A 17,867-nucleotide genomic window follows, 5' to 3' on the forward strand; every position below is an offset into this window, starting at 1 on the left:
GTGGGCATCGGGGCGTGCCGGTCCCGGCCGACCACGCTCGGCGGCTGCCGTGCCGAGTCTCCGCCGTCATGGCCATTCGTGTCCGAGATGTATCGATTCGATCGGCTCGAATTACTTTTGTTCAGGTGAACAAAACTGCGCTGCCATAATGTTGATGCCGACTCACCGCGACAACTCGGGTGTCGACCGGCGGGGTGGGAGCGTGCTTCGGTTATTCGTGCTGCACGCGAGTAATCGTGCAATGGCGGATATTGGATTCGGTTCGGACCCCGTACCTCTTCCGGCGCTTCCAAGTGGCCTCGTGGTATCTGCTCACTTCAATGAATTGATGGGGACCATTCGGTCGGTTCGAAAATGGCAATGGACTTTTCGGTTTTGATTTCGGTATCGGTGGCCAGCAACGGGGTTTGTTACGCTTCTTCGCCGGACGGTACGTAGACGGACCGCATGCTTCGCCTCGTCCCGTGCCGGGTCGATGCTCGGGAACCGCAGCGACGTCGAATGTCTCGGCGGTGGTTTGCCCATCGAGTCGGACGGTGCGCACTCGCGGCATTCACACACGACATCGATGCAAGCGGCCCGCTGCCGAGCATTCGCCCCTCCTCGTTCCGTGTGCCGGTAGGGGGCTCGATTCGCCTGCGGTGGCCCGGCCGGTCCGTGTTCGATCTGTGAAACACGGGAGGTCCGCGTATCACTTGCGGGAAACCGGAACGGCTGGCAGGCTAACGCTCAGCACGCGACTGGACGGTCGTCCTGTCGCTTTGCTCTGCCGAAGAAAGATTGTGCGTGTGCCATGGGTTCGTCTTCTCAGCAATGGGAAACCGAGTGTTCGCCGCGAATAAAGAATCGTGGTATATGAAGTGCTCTATGGTGTCGGGTTTACCGTCAGTGAAGGTGGCCTCGAGATGTCCATCTCGGTAACCGCCGAGAAACATTCTCCTGCCGAAAAACGCGGTCGGGCCGGCGAGCACGGGCGAGCCACCCCGCTCGCGGGTACCTCGACCGGCTGCTTCGTCACCGATACCTGATCGAACTACTCGGTAGTTCTGGCCGACCCGCGCCGCTGCTCGCGACGCCGGGTTTCTTCGTCGACCCTGCGATACCCGGGATGTGAAACGTGGACTCGAGCGCTGGTGAATCGTCCGACCGCATGTTGGAGTACCTGAAGAAGGTCACCGTCGAGCTCATGACGACTCGCGACGATCTGACCCAGTTGCGGGAGAAGATCGACGAGCCCATCGCGATCGTCGGCATGAGCTGCCGCTATCCGGGCGGCGTCGAATCGCCGGAGCAGCTGTGGGAGCTGGTCGCGGCGGAAGTGGACGCGGTGGGCGGGTTCCCGGCGGACCGGGGCTGGGACCTCGAGGGGCTGTACGACCCGGATCCGGACCGCTTCGGCAAGGTGTACACGCGGGAGGGCGGCTTCCTGCGCGGCGCGGGCGACTTCGACGCGGGATTCTTCGGCATCGGCCCCCGGGAGGCGGCGGCGACCGACCCGCAGCAGCGGCTGCTGCTGGAGGCTTCCTGGGAGGCACTGGAGAACGCCGGTATCGCCCCGACCTCGCTGCGCGGCAGCGATACCGGCGTGTTCGCCGGTGTCATGTACGAGGACTACGAGCACACCGCCAGGGCCGCCGGACCGATCGCGGAGGGCTACGCGGGTATCGGTTCGACGGGCAGTGTCGTCTCGGGCCGAGTGGCCTATACGTTGGGCCTGGAAGGCCCTGCCGTGTCGGTGGACACGGCGTGTTCGTCGTCGCTGGTGGCCATCCACCTGGCCTGCCAGGCGCTGCGGCGCGGAGAGGCGTCGCTCGTGCTGGCGGGCGGCGTCACGGTGATGTCGACACCGTTCCTGTTCGTCGAGTTCTCCCGGCAGCGAGGTCTGTCGCGGGACGGTCGATGTAAGGCGTTCTCGGCGGCGGCCGATGGGGTGGGCTGGGGCGAAGGCGTGGGCGTGCTGGTGCTGGAGCGCCTGTCGGATGCGCGGCGGTCGGGGCACGAGGTGCTCGCCGTGATCAGGGGCTCGGCGGTGAATCAGGATGGCGCGAGCAATGGTTTGACCGCGCCGAACGGTCCGTCACAGGAGCGGGTGATCGCCTCGGCGCTGGCCGCGGCGGGGCTGATGCCCACTGATGTGGACGCGGTCGAGGCGCACGGTACGGGCACGTCGCTGGGAGATCCGATCGAGGCGCAGGCCCTGATCGCCGCGTACGGACAGCAGCGAACCGAGCCGCTGCGGATCGGTTCCCTGAAATCGAACATCGGTCATGCGCAGGCGGCGGCGGGTGTCGGCGGTGTGATCAAGATGGTGCAGGCGCTGCGCCACGGGGTGTTGCCGAAGACGTTGCACGTGGATGCGCCGTCGCCGCACGTGGATTGGTCGGCGGGGGCGGTGCGGCTGCTCACCGAGGCGGAAGCATGGCCCGCGTCGGCGCAGCGCGTGCGCCGTGCGGGTGTGTCGTCGTTCGGGATCAGCGGCACGAACGCGCATGTGATCGTGGAGGAAGCGCCCGCGCCGGTCGCCGGGTCCGACGGCGAGTCCGCCGATACCGAAGCCGGTCCGGCGTGCGCGGCAACCGTCGTTCCGTTGCTGGTGTCGGCGAAGACCGATGACGCGCTCCGCGCCCAGGCGGCGCGGCTGCACGCGTGGCTGCTCGAACACCCGGACGCCGACCTGTGGAGCGTGGCGTCCGCGCTGATCGAAACCAGGGCGCACTGGAATCGGCGCGCCGCGGTGGCCGGTAGCGACCGTGACCAGTTGCTGTCCGGGTTGGCGGAGTTGGCGGCCGGTGCGTCCGCCGGTGCGCTCGAGGGTGTGGCCGGATCGGGGAAGACGGCCTTCCTGTTCACCGGTCAGGGTGCGCAGCGGGTGGGCATGGGGGCAGGGTTGTATGCGGCGTTTCCGGTGTTCGCCGCGGCGTTCGACGAGTTGTGCGCCGAATTCGATCGCTTGCTCGGGCCGGGCGTCTCGCTGAAGGACGTCGTCTTCGGCGCCGCGGGTGCGGATTTGCTGCACCGCACCGAGTTCACGCAGCCCGCGCTGTTCGCGTTCGAGGTGGCGTTGTTCCGGCTCGTCGAGTCGTTCGGCCTCACTCCCGATGTGCTGATCGGTCATTCGATCGGTGAGTTGGTGGCGGCGTATGTGGCGGGTGTGTGGTCGACGGCGGATGCGTGCGCGTTGGTGGCGGCGCGTGGGCGGTTGATGGGGGCGTTGCCCGAAGGCGGCGCCATGCTCGCTGCGGCGGTCACCGAGCAGCGGGCCGTCGAGATCGCGGCCGCGCACGAGGGTCGACTGTCGGTGGCGGCGGTGAACGGTCCGTCGTCGGTGGTGCTCTCCGGCGACGCGGACGCCGTCGGCGCGGTCGAGCGGCAGCTGTCCGATGCGGGGGTCACGGTCTCGCGGCTGCGGGTCAGCCATGCGTTCCATTCCGCGCGAATGGATCCCATGCTCGCGGAATTCCGCGCAGTCGCACAGCGGCTGACGTACCGGATGCCCACGATCGCGGTGGTGTCGAACGTCTCCGGGGCGCTCGCCGGGGCAGAATTCACCGACCCGGGTTACTGGGTCGAGCAGCTGCGCGGTTGCGTGCGGTTCGCGCCGGGCGTGGACGCTCTCGTGGCCGCCGGGATCCGCCGCTTCGTCGAAGTCGGCCCGGACGCGGTGCTGGCCGCGATGACACGTCGCTGCCTTGCCGAACACCCGCGGATCGAAGCCGAGTCGATGGTGACGGCCGCGTCGCGCCGTTCGGGCGACGAGGTGGCGCAGTACATCACCATGCTCGCGCAAGCCCACACCGCCGGTGTCGAGGTGAACTGGCGCCCCCTTTTCAGCGGGCGGACACCAGAACGGGTGTCGTTGCCGACGTACGCGTTCCAGCGGCAGCGGTACTGGTTGGAGCCGCTCGCGATCGAGGCGTCGCTCGAGTCATCGGATCATCCGATGCTTACCGGGGCCGTGCCGTTGGCCGGTCGGGACGAATGGCTGTTCACCGGCCGGCTGTCGTTGCGGACGCATCCGTGGCTGGCCGAGCACGCCGTTTTCGGGTCGGCGCTGCTGCCCGGCGCCGCGTTCGTGGAACTGGCGCTGACCGCGGGGGCCCGGCTCGGTGCCGGGTTCGTCGAGGAACTGCTGCTGGAAGCGCCGCTGTCGCTGACCGACGACGCCGCGATCGACGTGCAGCTGACCGTCGAACCCGCCGACGACGCGGGCGCGCGCCGGTTCGTGATCTATTCGCGTGCGGTGGTGCCCGGAGAAACCGAAGCGAGCGAGTGGATTTCACACGCCAACGGTGTCCTCGTCGCCGCCGCGGAGAGTGTGCCCGCCTGGGTCGAATCGGGATGGCGCGCCGCGCCGGAGGACGGGCGATGGCCGCCGAGCGGGGCCGAACCGGTGCCGGTCGACGGACTCTACGACCGGTTGGCGCGGCTCGGCTTCGGCTACGGTCCGCTGTTCCAAGGCGTCACCTCGGCTCGGCGCGACGGCGACGACCTGCTCGCCGAGGTGTCGCTCGCTACCGAGCCCGATGCTCAGGGACCGGCCTTCGGCATCCATCCCGCCCTGCTGGACGCCGCCTTCCACACCGCGATCACCGAACTGGCCGACGACATGCCCGCGGGCAGGCTGCCTTTGCCGTTCTCGTTCGGTGGGGTCCGGCTGTATCGCGCCGGGGCGACGGCCCTTCGGGTGCGTCTGGAACGGGTGGGGCCCGGACGCATCCGGGTGGCCGCCTTCGACGACACCGGTGCGCCCGTGCTGAGCGTCGAAGCGCTGACGGCTCGCCCGGTGGATGCCAAGGCGCTCGAGGGTGGGGCCGCACGCCGCGCGTCCCTGTCGGACATCGAATGGGTGCCTGCGGCCGCCGTCGCGGGCGGCGCGTCGGGCACGATCGCGCTGCTCGGGGAGGCGAGTGTGGCGGGCGCCGATCGCCGCGGGACGGCACCGGCCGATCTGCTCGGCGACCAGGCGCCGCCGGAGATCGTCGTGTGGTCGCCGGACGGACCGGCCGCTGGCGACGTGACCGCGCGGACGCGCACCTGGCTGCGGGCGGCGCTGGAGTTGATACGGGAATGGCAGGCCGAGGAACGGTGGCACGATTCGCGGCTGGTGATCCTGACGCGGGGTGCCGCGGGCCTGCCGGGCGAGAACCCTGACCCGGCCGGGGCCGCGGTGTGCGGTCTGGTGCGCAGCGCCCAGGCCGAACACCCCGGCCGGTTCGTTCTCCTCGACGCCTCACCCGAGGACGACCTCACGACCGAAGTGATCGCCGCGGCGGTGCGGTCGGAGGAACCGCAGCTGGTCGTGCGCGGCGGAGAACTGCGCGTCCCGCGGCTGCGCAGGCAGCACGCGGCGGCGGACGGCAACGGTCTCGGTGCGGGTGCGGTGCTGATCACCGGTGGCACCAGCGGACTGGGAGCCGAGGTGGCGCGTCATGTCGTCGCCACTCACGGCGTGCGGCGGCTGGTGCTGGTGTCGCGGCGCGGTGAACAGGCCGACGGGGTGGCCGATCTGGTGAGCGAGCTGACCGCCGTGGGCGCGCGGGTGCGGGTGGCGGCCTGCGATGTGGGCGACCGGGCCGAAGTGGCGGCGCTGCTGGCGGATCTGTCGGACGAGTTCGCGCCCAGCGCGGTGATCCATTCCGCGGGCGTGCTCGATGACGCCACCATCGAGACCCTGACCGCCGAACAGCTCGACCGGGTGCTGGCGTCGAAGGCCGACGCCGCCTGGCATCTGCACGAACTGACCGGCGGCCTGGGACTGGCCGCCTTCGTGCTGTTCTCCTCGGTCGCGGGTGTGGTCGGCGCGTCCGGCCAAGGGAATTACGCGGCGGCGAACGCGTTCCTGGACGCGCTGGCAGTAGGGCGGCGGGCGGCGGGGCTGCCCGCGGTATCGATCGCCTGGGGATCGTGGAACCAGAGCATCGGCATGACCAGTGAGCTGGGTGGCGCGGCGATGGCGCGGATGGGTCGCCTCGGCGTGCGGCCGTTGGAAACGGCGGATGGCTTGACGCTGTTCGATCGCGCCGTCGCCGCGTCGTCGCCGGTCGTGATCGCGACGGAGTTCGACACCGAGGCACTGGCGGTGCAGGCCCGGGAAGGGTCGCTGCCGCGACTGCTGCAGTCGATCGTCACGGTGCCGGTGCGGCGGGCCGCCGAGACGAGTGGGACATTGGCGCGGCGGCTGGCCGCCGCGCCCGCGCAAGAGCGTGCGGCGATCGTGCTCGACGTCGTCCGCGAACAGGTCGCCGGCGTGCTCGGCCATATCTCCGGCGACGCCATCGATCCGACGGCGCCGTTCACCGAACTGGGCTTCGATTCGCTCGCCGGTGTCGAGTTCCGCAATCGCCTCGCCAAGACGACCGGCGTGCAACTGCCCTCGACACTGGTGTTCGATCACCCCACCGCCGCGGCGGTGGCGGCCTTCGTGCGCTCGCGGCTGGGCGAGGCGACCGAAACCGACGCCGGGCGGCCCGCGCGGGTGACGCGCCGGATCCGTGCCGACGAGCCGATCGCGATCGTCGGGATGAGCTGCCGGTACCCGGGCGGTATCGAATCGCCGGATGGACTGTGGGACCTGGTGGCCGCCGGTGCGGACGCGATCGGCGCGTTCCCCGTCGATCGCGGGTGGGATCTGGATCGGCTGTTCGATCCCGACCCCGACCACCCGGGAACCTCCTACCTGGACCGAGGTGGATTCCTTTCCGGCATGGCCGATTTCGACGCGGGCTTCTTCGGAATCGGTCCGCGCGAGGCGGCGGCGATGGATCCGCAGCAGCGGTTGCTGCTGGAGGCGTCGTGGGAAGCGCTGGAGCACGCCGGTATCGATCCGTCGGTATTGCGCGGCAGTGACACCGGCGTGTTCACCGGGGTCTCCTATCAGGACTACGAGGAGATCGCCAAGGCCGCGGGTTCGGTAGCCGAAGGTTATATCGGTACCGGTTCCACCAGTAGCGTGCTCTCCGGTCGCGTGGCATACACCTTCGGATTCGAGGGTCCGGCGGTCACGATCGACACCGCCTGCTCCTCCTCGCTGGTGGCCATCCACCTGGCCTGTCAGGCGCTGCGCCAAGGGGAGAGTTCGCTGGTGCTGGCCAGTGGCGCCCAGGTGATGTCGACGCCGTTCATGTTCGTCGAGTTCTCCCGGCAACGCGGTCTTTCCCGGGACGGGCGGTGCAAAGCCTTCTCGGCCTCGGCCGATGGTGTCGGCTGGGCCGAAGGCGTCGGTGTGCTGGTGCTCGAGCGGCTGTCGGACGCGCGCAGGCTCGGTCACGACGTGCTCGCGGTGATCCGGGGTTCGGCGGTGAACCAGGACGGTGCGTCCAACGGGCTGACCGCGCCGAACGGTCCGTCGCAGGAACGGGTGATCGCGGCGGCGCTGGCCACCGCGGGGCTGGCTCCCGAGGACGTGGACGCGGTGGAGGCGCACGGCACGGGCACTCCGCTGGGCGACCCGATCGAAGCGCAGGCGTTGATGGCGACCTACGGGCAGGGCCGGACCGAGCCGCTGTGGGTCGGTTCGCTGAAGTCGAATATCGGGCACGCCCAGGCCGCCGCCGGGATCGGTGGCGTGATCAAGATGGTGCAGGCGTTGCGGCACGAGATGCTGCCGAAGACGCTGCACGTGGACGCTCCGTCGCCGCACGTGGACTGGTCGGCTGGGGCCGTGCGGTTGCTGACCGAACAGCGGCCGTGGTCGGCCTCGGTCGAGCGGGTGCGCAGGGCGGGGGTGTCCGCGTTCGGGATCAGCGGAACCAACGCGCACGTCATCGTGGAGGAAGCGCCGGGAGCCCCGCAGCGCGCGGCGGTGACGAAACCGGCGGACGCTTCGCCGGGAATGCCGCTGCTGCTGTCGGCGAAAACCGAGGCGGGACTGCGGGCGCAGGCCGCTCGGTTGCGCGAGTGGCTCGCGGCCAGGCCCGACGCAGACCCGGTGGACGTGGCCCATTCGCTGCTCACGACGCGGGCCCGATTCGATCGGCGCGCAGCGGTGGTCGCGGGCGACCGCGCGGCCGTGCTGGCCGGGCTGGCGGATGTGGCGACCGGTGCGGGGTCGCCGGGAGTGGCCGAGGGCGGCCCCGTCGGCGGGAAGATCGCGTTCCTGTTCACCGGGCAGGGGGCGCAGCGAGTCGGCATGGGCGCTCGGCTTTACGCGACTTTCCCGGTCTTCGCGGCGGCGTTCGACGAGCTGTGCGCCGAATTCGACGGTCTGCTCGAATTTCCCGAGCCTGGAATGTCGCTGCGGGACATCGTCTTCGGTGCCGCGGGTGCGGACCTCCTGCACCGCACGGAGTACACCCAGCCCGCGTTGTTCGCCTACGAGGCGGCGATGGTGCGGTTGATCGAGTCCTTCGGGATCACGCCGGACGTGCTGATCGGGCATTCGATCGGCGAACTGGTCGCGGCGTACGTCTCGGGGATGTGGTCGACCGCCGACGCGTGCGCGTTGGTGGCGGCGCGGGGGCGGTTGATGGGCGCGCTGCCCGAAGGCGGCGCGATGCTGGCCGCGGCCGTCCCGCCGGAGCGAGGGGCCGAGCTCATCGCCGGATTCCGCGGCGAACTGTCGATCGCGGCGGTGAACGGACCCTCCGCGATCGTGATCTCCGGTACCGAAGGTGCCGTCGCCGAGGTGGAATCCGTGCTGACGGCGGACGGGATCAAGACGTCACGGTTGCGGGTCAGCCACGCGTTCCACTCGGCGTCGATGGAACCGATGCTGCCGGAATTCGAGGCGATGGCCGCCGGTCTCGACTACCGGAGCCCGCTGCTGCCGGTGGTGTCGAACGTGTTCGGCGTCGTGGGGGGCGAAGCGCTTTCGGATTCGCTGTACTGGGCCGGTCATGTCCGCGACACCGTGCGCTACGCCCCGGGGGTCGACGCGCTGGTGGACCTCGGTGTCCGGAAGTTCTTCGAGGTTGGCCCCGATGCGGTGCTGACGGCGATGACCCGTCAGTGCCTGCCCGACGAGGTCGGGTCCCGGTCCGTCGTGGCGGCGGCGAGCAGGCGCGGCGTCGACGAGGTCACCCAGTTCCTTGGCTTCCTCGGGCATGCCTGCAACGCCGGTGTCGAGGTGAACTGGGAGCCCTTGTCGGAGGGGCGGTCCCCCAAGCGTATTCCACTGCCCACCTACGCCTTTCAGCGTCGGCGCTATTGGCTGGACGTGGTCCGGCCGGTCGCGGCGGGCGCCGTCGACCATCCGATCCTGCTGGACGCGGTGCCGGTGGCGGGCAAGGACGAATGGCTGTTCACCGGGCAGCTGTCGAATAGCAGGCAGCCGTGGATCGCCGATCATGTGGTGTTCGGTACGCCGGTGGTACCGGCGACGACGTACCTGGAACTGATGTCGGCGATCGGCGATCGGCTCGGGATGCGCTCGGTCGAGGAGATGCGGCTGGACATCCCACTGGCCCTCGGTGAGCGCGCCGTCGACGTGCAGGTGTCGGTGGGTGCGGCCGAAGCGGACGGGCGGCGGAGCTTCACCCTGTACTCCCGCACCGCGGACCTCGACGACGCCGAGGCATGGGTACCCCATGCCGGTGGCGTGCTCGCCGCCGACCCCGGCCCCGAACTCGCCACCGGCTGGGATCGGGTATGGCCGCCCGCGGGCGCGGAACAACTCGACGACGAGGCGATCTATCGGCGGATCGCGCGTCTGGGAATGGAATACGGTCCCGCCTTCCGTGGGATGCGCGCGGTGTGGCGGCGCGGCGACGAGGTGTTCGCCGAGGTAGCGCTGGACGACGCCACCGCCGCCGCGGCGTCGGGTTACGGCATTCATCCGGCGTTGTTCGACGCCTGTCTGCACCCCGCGCTCGACTTCGTCATGGACGAGCTGCCCGCCGGGCGGGTTCCGCTGCCGGTCACGGTCGGGGGCCTGCGGCTGGCCCGGTCCGGTTCCGGGCCGGTCCGGGTCCGCGCGGTGCTGTCGGGCGACTACCGGATCCGGATGGATGTGGTGGACGAGACCGGCGCACCGGTGCTGGGCACGGAATCCGTCGTGGTGCATCCGGTGGAGCGGCGCACGGTGGAGCGGGTCCGGTCGAATACGGCGCCGGTGCCGCTGCACGGTCTGGAGTGGGTGCCGGTGTCCGCCGTCGCCGCCGAGCCGACGGGATCGATGGCGGTGCTCGGTGCGGGAAGCGTGGCGGGAATCGACCTGCGCGTCACCGACCTGAGCGAATCGATCGACGCCGATGAGGACGCGGCAACGATCGTCTGGGTGGCCGAGACCGCGGAAGCGGGCGCGGACCCGGCGCGAGCGGGCAGGCAATGGGTCACGCGGACACTGGAACTGACGCGGTCGTGGCTGACCGACACGCGGTACGACCGGGCGCGGCTGATCGTGGTGACGCGGAACGCGCTCGGATTGCCGGGCGAGTCGCCCGACCCGGCGGCCGCTGCCGTCGCGGGCCTGCTGCGCAGCGTGCAGGCGGAGCATCCGGGCCGGATCGTGCTGCTCGACCGGGACGGCGAGATCGATGCCGGAGTGGTGGCTGCGGCGCTGGCCGCGGACGAACCACAGGTCGCGGTGCGCGACGGCCGGTTGTCGGCGCCACGGGTGCGCCGGATCGCGGCCGCACCGGACCCGGGGGCGATGTCGTTCGGGACGGGTACGGTGCTGGTGACCGGCGGCACCAGCGGGCTGGGCGCGCTGATCGCGCGACATCTGGTGACCGAGCACGGCGTTCGGCGGCTCTTGCTGGTCTCGCGACGCGGTCGCGACGCCGCCGGGGTCCCGGAACTCCTCGCGGAGCTGTCGGCGCTGGGCGCGCGAGTGGATGTCGAGTCGTGTGACATCGCCGATCGCGACGCGCTCATCGCGGTACTGGCGTCGGTGCCGGAGCGGTTCCCGTTGTCCGGCATCGTGCATGCCGCCGGCGTGGTGGACGACGGCATCGTCGAGACCCTGACCACGGAGCAAGTGGATCGGGTGCTGCGCCCGAAGGTGGACGGCACCTGGCTGCTGCACGAGGCGACGCGGGACGCGAATCTTTCGGCGTTCGTGGTGTTCTCGTCGCTCGCGGGGCTGGCGGGCTCGCCGGGCCAGGGCAACTACGCGGCGGCCAACTCGTTCGCCGACGCGGTGGTCCGGCTGCGCGGTGCCGCGGGCCTGCCCGCGGTGTCGGTGGCCTGGGGGCCGTGGAACGCGGGCACGGGAATGACCGGCGACCTCGGTACGGCGGGGTTGGAACGACTGCGGCGCTTGGGTTTCCGCCCGCTCGGCGATACGACGGGACTATCCCTCTTCGACGCCGCACTCACCGCGGGCTCGGCGCTGGTGGTCGGCGCGGAATTCGATCGATCGGGACTGGCGGAGCAGGCCGAGGCGGGAGCGCTCCCGAAACTGCTGAGTGCGCTGGCGCCCTCGTCCACGCGGACCGCTCGCGCCGGTGGGGATCCGGTCGGTCGGCTGGCGTCGGCCGCGCCCGCCGACCGTGCCGAGGTGGCCCTCGCCGTGACCAGGGAGCAGGCGGCGGCCGTGCTCGGGCACGCCACCGCGGAGGCGATCGACCCCGATACCGCGTTCACGGAGTTGGGTTTCGACTCGCTGGCCGGTGTGGAATTCCGCAACCGGCTGGCCGAGGCCACCGGGCTGTCGCTGCCCTCGACCCTGGTATTCGACCATCCGAGTTCCCGCGCGGTGGCGGGTTTCCTCGTCTCCAGGCTCGGTGACGCTCCGGCCGCGCGACCACGTCCGGTGCGGGTGACGTCGCGGACTCGCACGGACGAGCCGATCGCCATCGTCGGCATGAGTTGCCGTTATCCCGGCGGCGTGAGTTCCGCCGAGCAGCTGTGGCAGCTACTGGTCTCGGGTACCGACGCGATCACGCCGTTCCCCACGGACCGGGGCTGGGACCTCGATCGGCTGTACCACCCGGACCCGGACGAACCAGGCACCACCTACGTGCGCGAGGGTGGCTTCCTCACCGACGCGGGCGCGTTCGACGCCGCTTTCTTCGGGATCGGCCCCCGGGAAGCGACGGCCATGGATCCGCAGCAGCGGCTGATGCTGGAGGCCGCCTGGGAGGCGTTGGAAGACGCCGGTATCGATCCGACCGCGCTGCGCGGCAGCGACACCGGAGTGTTCGTCGGGGCGACCCCGTCCGGCTATTCCGAGCGGGTGGTCGGCGCGTACGAGGGATTCCGGATGACCGGGAACTCCGACAGCGTCACCTCGGGACGGGTGGCCTACGTCCTGGGCCTGCAGGGTCCGGCCATGACGGTGGACACGGCATGCTCCTCCTCATTGGTGGCGCTGCACTTGGCCTGCCAGGCGCTGCGAAACGGGGAAACGTCGCTGGCGCTGGCCGGCGGTGTGACGGTGTCGGGCAGCCCGGAGCTGTACGTGGACTTCGCGCGGCAGCGGGGGCTCGCGCCCGACGGGCGGTGCAAGTCGTTCGCCGCGGGCGCGGACGGCGTCGGCTGGTCGGAAGGGGTCGGCGTGCTCGCCCTGCAACGGCTTTCGGACGCTCGGCGATCGGGCCACGAGGTGCTGGCGGTGATCCGGGGGTCGGCGGTGAATTCGGACGGTGCGTCCAACGGCCTGACCGCGCCGAACGGTCCCTCGCAGGAGCGGGTGATCGCGTCGGCACTGGCGGCGGCGGGCTTGGAGCCGGCCGACGTCGACGCGGTGGAGGCACACGGCACGGGAACTCCGCTGGGCGATCCGATCGAAGCGCAGGCGCTGATCGCGACCTACGGGCAAGGGCGGACCGAACCCGTGCGGATCGGTTCGTTGAAGTCGAATATCGGCCATTCGGTGGCGGCCTCGGGCGTGGGCGGCGTGATCAAGATGGTGCAGGCCCTGCGGCACGAGATGCTGCCGAGGACGCTGCACGTGGACGCTCCCTCGCCGCACGTGGATTGGTCGGCGGGGTCGGTGCGGTTGCTGACCGAAGCGGAGCCCTGGCCCGCGGGGCAGCGGGTACGGCGGGCGGGGGTGTCGTCGTTCGGGATCAGTGGGACGAACGCGCACGTCATCGTGGAAGAAGCGCCCGCACGCGACGAACGGCCCGCCGTGCGGGACCACCGCTGCGATCCGGACGGTGTGATCGCGTGGGTGGTGTCGGCGAAATCGGAGGCCGGTCTGCGGGCGCAAGCGGAGCGGCTGCGCGCCTGGGCGGCCGAGCATCCCGACGCCGACGCCCGTGCTGTCGGACGCTCCCTGGTGGAGACCCGCGCGCAGCTGGAGTGGCGTGGCGCCGCGCTCGGCCGTGATCGGCGGCAATTGCTGGCGGGACTGGCGGAATTGGCCGCGGGTACCGGTTCCGGCGTGGTCGAAGGGACGGCCGGATCGGGTAGGACCGCGTTCCTGTTCACCGGACAGGGCGCGCAGCGCGTGGGCATGGGCGCCGAGCTGTACTCGGCCTACCCCGTGTTCGCCCACGCGTTGGACGAGGTGTGCGCCGAATTCGATCGGCTGCGCGAGAACTCGGCCGACGCGGCGCGTTCGCTTTCGGTGGGCGATCCCGCGCCGTCGTTGCGGGAGGTGATGTTCGCCGATCCGTCGGGTGTGCTGGACCGGACCGAGTGGACGCAGCCCGCCTTGTTCGCGTTCGAGGTGGCGTTGTTCCGGTTGGTGGAGTCGTTCGGGATCACCCCGGACGTGCTGATCGGGCATTCGATCGGTGAGTTGGTGGCCGCGTATGTGGCGGGAGTGTGGTCGTTGCCCGACGCCTGCGTGTTGGTGGCGGCGCGGGGACGGTTGATGGGGGCGCTGCCGGAAGGCGGGGCCATGCTCGCGGTATCCGTCTCCGAAACCGATGCGGCGCGACTACTCACCGGCTTCGGCGACCGCGCGTCGATCGCCGCGGTGAACGCGCCGGAGGCGGTGGTGATCTCCGGCGACGCGGACGCGATCGACGAGCTGGAACGAACTTTCGCGGCCCAGGGCCGCAAGACGACGGGGCTGCAGGTCAGCCACGCGTTCCACTCCGCGCGCATGGAACCCGCGCTGGCCGGCTTCCGCGCGGTCGCCGAGAAACTGACCTACCGGGAACCCATGCTGCCGATCGTGTCGAATGTGACCGGAGCGGTGGGGGAGACCTTCACCGACCCGGAGTACTGGGTCGGTCAGATCCGCGCGGCCGTCCGGTTCGCGCCCGGCATCCGGGCGCTGGCCGACACCGGCGTGCGCCGGTTCCTCGAAATCGGTCCCGACGCCGTACTCACGACCATGACCCGCGGCGTCATCGGAGACGAGCCAGGGAGCGGATGGTTGACGGCCCCGGCGGCCCGTCGCGTGGGAGCGGAAGCGCGCCAGTTCGTGACGTTCCTGGCGCGTGCGCACGTCGCCGGAACGACGGTGGACTGGCGGCCGTTGTGGGAGGGCGGCTCGTCGCGGCGAATCCCCCTGCCCACCTACGCGTTCCGTCACGAGCGGTATTGGCTGACCGCCATCGAACACACCCCCGACATGCGGTCCTCCGGCCTGGACGATGTCGACCATCCGCTGCTCGGCGCCGCGGTCTGGCTGCCCGACTCGCACGGTGTGGTGGCGACCGGCCGGTTGTCGCTGTCGAGCCATCCGTGGCTGGCCGACCACATGATCGGCGGGACGGTGCTGTTGCCCGGCACGGCCTTCGCCGAGCTGGCGCTGTACATCGGCGCGATGACCGGCAACCCGCGCCTGGCCGAGCTCGTGGTGACGGCGCCGCTGGCGGTGCCCGCCGACGGCTCGGTCGAATTGCGCGTGCTGGCCGACGGCCCCGACCACACCGGCGCGCGTGCGGTGTCGGTGTATTCGCGCCCGCGTCGTTCCGGCGCGCCGGAACAGGCGGACTGGATCCGGCACGCTACCGGAACCCTTGTCGCGCAGACGCCGTCGGCCGAGGCCGACCCGATGACGGAAACCTGGCCGCCTGCCGGGGCGCGGCCGGTCGATATCAGCGATATGTACACCGAGTTCGCCGACCGTGGCTACGGGCACGGGCCGCTGTTCCAGGGACTGACCGCACTGTGGCGGCGCGGTGACGAGGTCTTCGCCGAGGTGCGCCTGCCGGAACAAGAGCATTCGGCGGCCGATCGGTTCGGGCTGCATCCGGCGTTGCTGGACGCGGCACTGCACGCGATCCGGTTCACCGGGCTCACCGGAGAACCCGCTCCGGACGAGATCTACGTGCCCTACTCGTGGGAGAACGTGGACCTGCACGCCGTGGGCGCGGGCGCGGCGCGGGTACGGCTGACCGCGGCCGAGTCCGGATCCGGTGACCGGGACAACCAGCCGATCGCGGTGACGCTCACCGATCCGCACGGGGAGCGGATCTTCCGGATCTCGGCGTTGACCATGCGCCCGATTCCGATCGACACGCTGCGTTCCGCAGGCGCCGCCCCGACCGGGCACGACCCGTATCGGCTCGGGTGGGTCCCGGTGCCGGTGGCGGAACACACCGGACTCGTCGCGGACGAGCACTGGACACGCGGCGGCGCCGACGAGTTCGTGCGCGTCGACGGAGGTTCCGTCGCCGTGATCCAGGTCGAAGAGACACCGGTGGACAGCGATGTGCCCGGCGTGGTGCGCACCCGGCTCGCCGAGACGGCGGAACGGGTCACCGGACTGCTGACCCGCCACGATCGCGTCGTCGTGGTCACCCGCGGTGCGGTCGCCGTGACGCCCGCAGCACCGGTGGACCTCGCCGGCGCGGCCGTGTGGGGCCTCCTGCGCAGCGGGCAGCACGAGAACCCGGGACGGATCGTCCTGGTCGACGTGGCGGACCGGTCGGGATACCGCCGTGCCGTCGCGGCCGCGCTGGCCATGGCCGAGGAATCCCAGGTGGCCGTGCGCGATGGTGCGGTGTACGTGCCGCGGTTGAGCCGGGGCGGGGCGGACCGGACACGGCCGCCGCGGCCGAATCCCGACGGCACGGTGCTGATCACCGGCGGCACCGGAAGCCTTGGTGCGCTCACGGCCCGGCACCTGGTCGTCGAGCACGGTGTGCGCCGGGTGCTGGTGGCGAGCAGGCGCGGCCCGGACGCGCCGGGTGCCGCGGAACTGGCGGCGGAACTGACCGATCTGGGCGCACATGTGGAGGTGCGGTCCTGTGATGTGAGCGATCGGGCGGCCGTCGACCGGCTGCTGTCCACCGTGGCGCCGGAACATCCGCTCACCGCGGTCGTGCACACCGCGGGCGCTCTCGCCGACGGTCTCCTGACCGACCTCACCTCGGCGCGGCTCGCGACGGTGCTGGGGCCGAAGGCCGACGCGGCCTGGTATCTGCACGAAGCCACCGCCGATCTCGAACTGTCGATGTTCGTGCTCTTCTCCTCGTTCGCGGGGGCGATCGGCAGCCCGGGCCAGGCCGACTACGCGGCGGCGAACGCCTTCCTCGACGCGCTCGCCCAGCACCGGCACCACCGGGGATTGCCCGCCACGTCCATCGCGTGGGGACCGTGGCGCGCGGAGAGCGGCATGACGAGCACCCTCACCGAGACCGGCATCGCGCGGATGCGCCGTGAGGGCCTGATACCGCTGGACGACGACTACGGAATGGCGTTGCTGGACAGCGCGGTTGCCGCGGGCGAGCCGACCGGTGTCGGCGTGCGTCTCGATTCCGCGGTGCTGAACGCCCTGGCCGCATCGGGCGCGTTGCCCAGGATGCTCGGTTCCCTGGTCACCGCGGCGCCGCGACGGGCAGGCGGGGTGCGTTCGCTGGCACAACAGCTCGCCGCGACCGCCGAAGCGGAGCGAGCGGGCGTCGTACTCGCCGCCGTTCGGGAGCACATCGCCGCGAGTCTCGGCCACACTTCCGGCGACGTGATCGATCCGCGGGCTCCGTTCACGGAGTTGGGATTCGACTCGCTGGTCGGCATCGAGTTCCGCAATCGCCTCGCCAAGGCCACCGGGCTGGCGCTGCCGTCGACACTCGTCTTCGACCATCCCACCGGCGAGGCCCTGGCGGCGTACCTGGGTTCCCGGATCGCGGAGATGGTGCCCGTGGACGAGCCCGCCGCCGCGCCCGCGATACCCGTGGAAACCGGGGCGAGGGGTGCGCTCACCGAGCTGGTCCTGGCAGCGCACCGGCGTGGCCGGGTCGGCGCCGCGATACCGATGCTGCTGGAGAGCGCCGAACTCGTCGACACTTTCACCGCTGCGGCAGGGTCCGGCGATCCGGCGCCGATCCCACTGAGCAGGGGCGCCGGACCGGCGACACTGCTGTGCGTTCCGTCGTTCGTGGTCGGCACCGGGCCGCACCAGTTCGCCCGGCTCGCCAGGGAACTCGGCGGCGACCGGTCGATCGCGGCGCTGCGCCTGCCCGGTACGCAGCCGGGCGAGGCGCTGCCCGAGTCGTGGGACGTGCTGCTGGATCACTTGGCGGCGGCGGTGCGCAACCGCGGAGACGACCGGCCGGTCGTACTCCTCGGCTACTCGGCGGGCGGCGCGATCGCGCATGCGCTGGCGCATCGGCTCGAGCGGGACGGGCGCGGACCGTCCGCGGTGATCCTGCTCGACACGTATTCACCCGACGACCCGGAACAGAACCGCCGGGTGCTGCTGAGCGCGATCGGCTCCGTACTCGACCTCGGCCACGAGGTCACCGAGATCGGTGATCACGGCTTGGTCGCCATGGCGAGATACGCGCGCCTGTTCGAGCAGCGCAGGCCGCTGTCGATCACCGCGCCGACGTTCGACCTGCGGGCCGCGACACCGCTGCCGGGGCTCGACCTCGCCGAGCCGGTGCCCGCCTGGCTGCACACCGGCGAGACGGTCGAACTCGACGCCGACCACTTCTCGATCATCGGGGCGGCGACCTCGGCCGTCGCGGCCGAGATACGGCGCTGGCTGGGCGAACTCGAGGACAAGGAGCCGATCCTCGCGCGGTCGGCGGCAGGCAGTGACGGAGATCCGCGATGACCGCCGGGCGGGCGCGGCACGC

1 protein-coding gene is annotated in these 17,867 nt (G+C 71.0%); it reads left to right on the top strand.

Annotated features, from left to right (window positions below):
- Window positions 1-1,150 precede the first annotated feature (1,150 nt).
- Window positions 1,151-17,845: an SDR family NAD(P)-dependent oxidoreductase gene (locus ACIA5H_RS07920; protein WP_397074699.1), complete on the top strand. Its 16,695-nt coding sequence runs from the start codon at window positions 1,151-1,153 to the stop codon at window positions 17,843-17,845.
- The last annotated feature ends 22 nt before the right edge of the window (window positions 17,846-17,867 follow it).

Source organism: Nocardia sp. NPDC051900, assembly GCF_044452545.1.
GTDB lineage: Bacteria > Actinomycetota > Actinomycetes > Mycobacteriales > Mycobacteriaceae > Nocardia > Nocardia sichangensis.

Bases quoted from the DNA above. Each gene is read 5' to 3' on its own strand.
- ACIA5H_RS07920 (WP_397074699.1), top strand. From the start codon at position 1,151: ATGTTGGAGTACCTGAAGAAGGTCACCGTCGAGCTCATGACGACTCGC.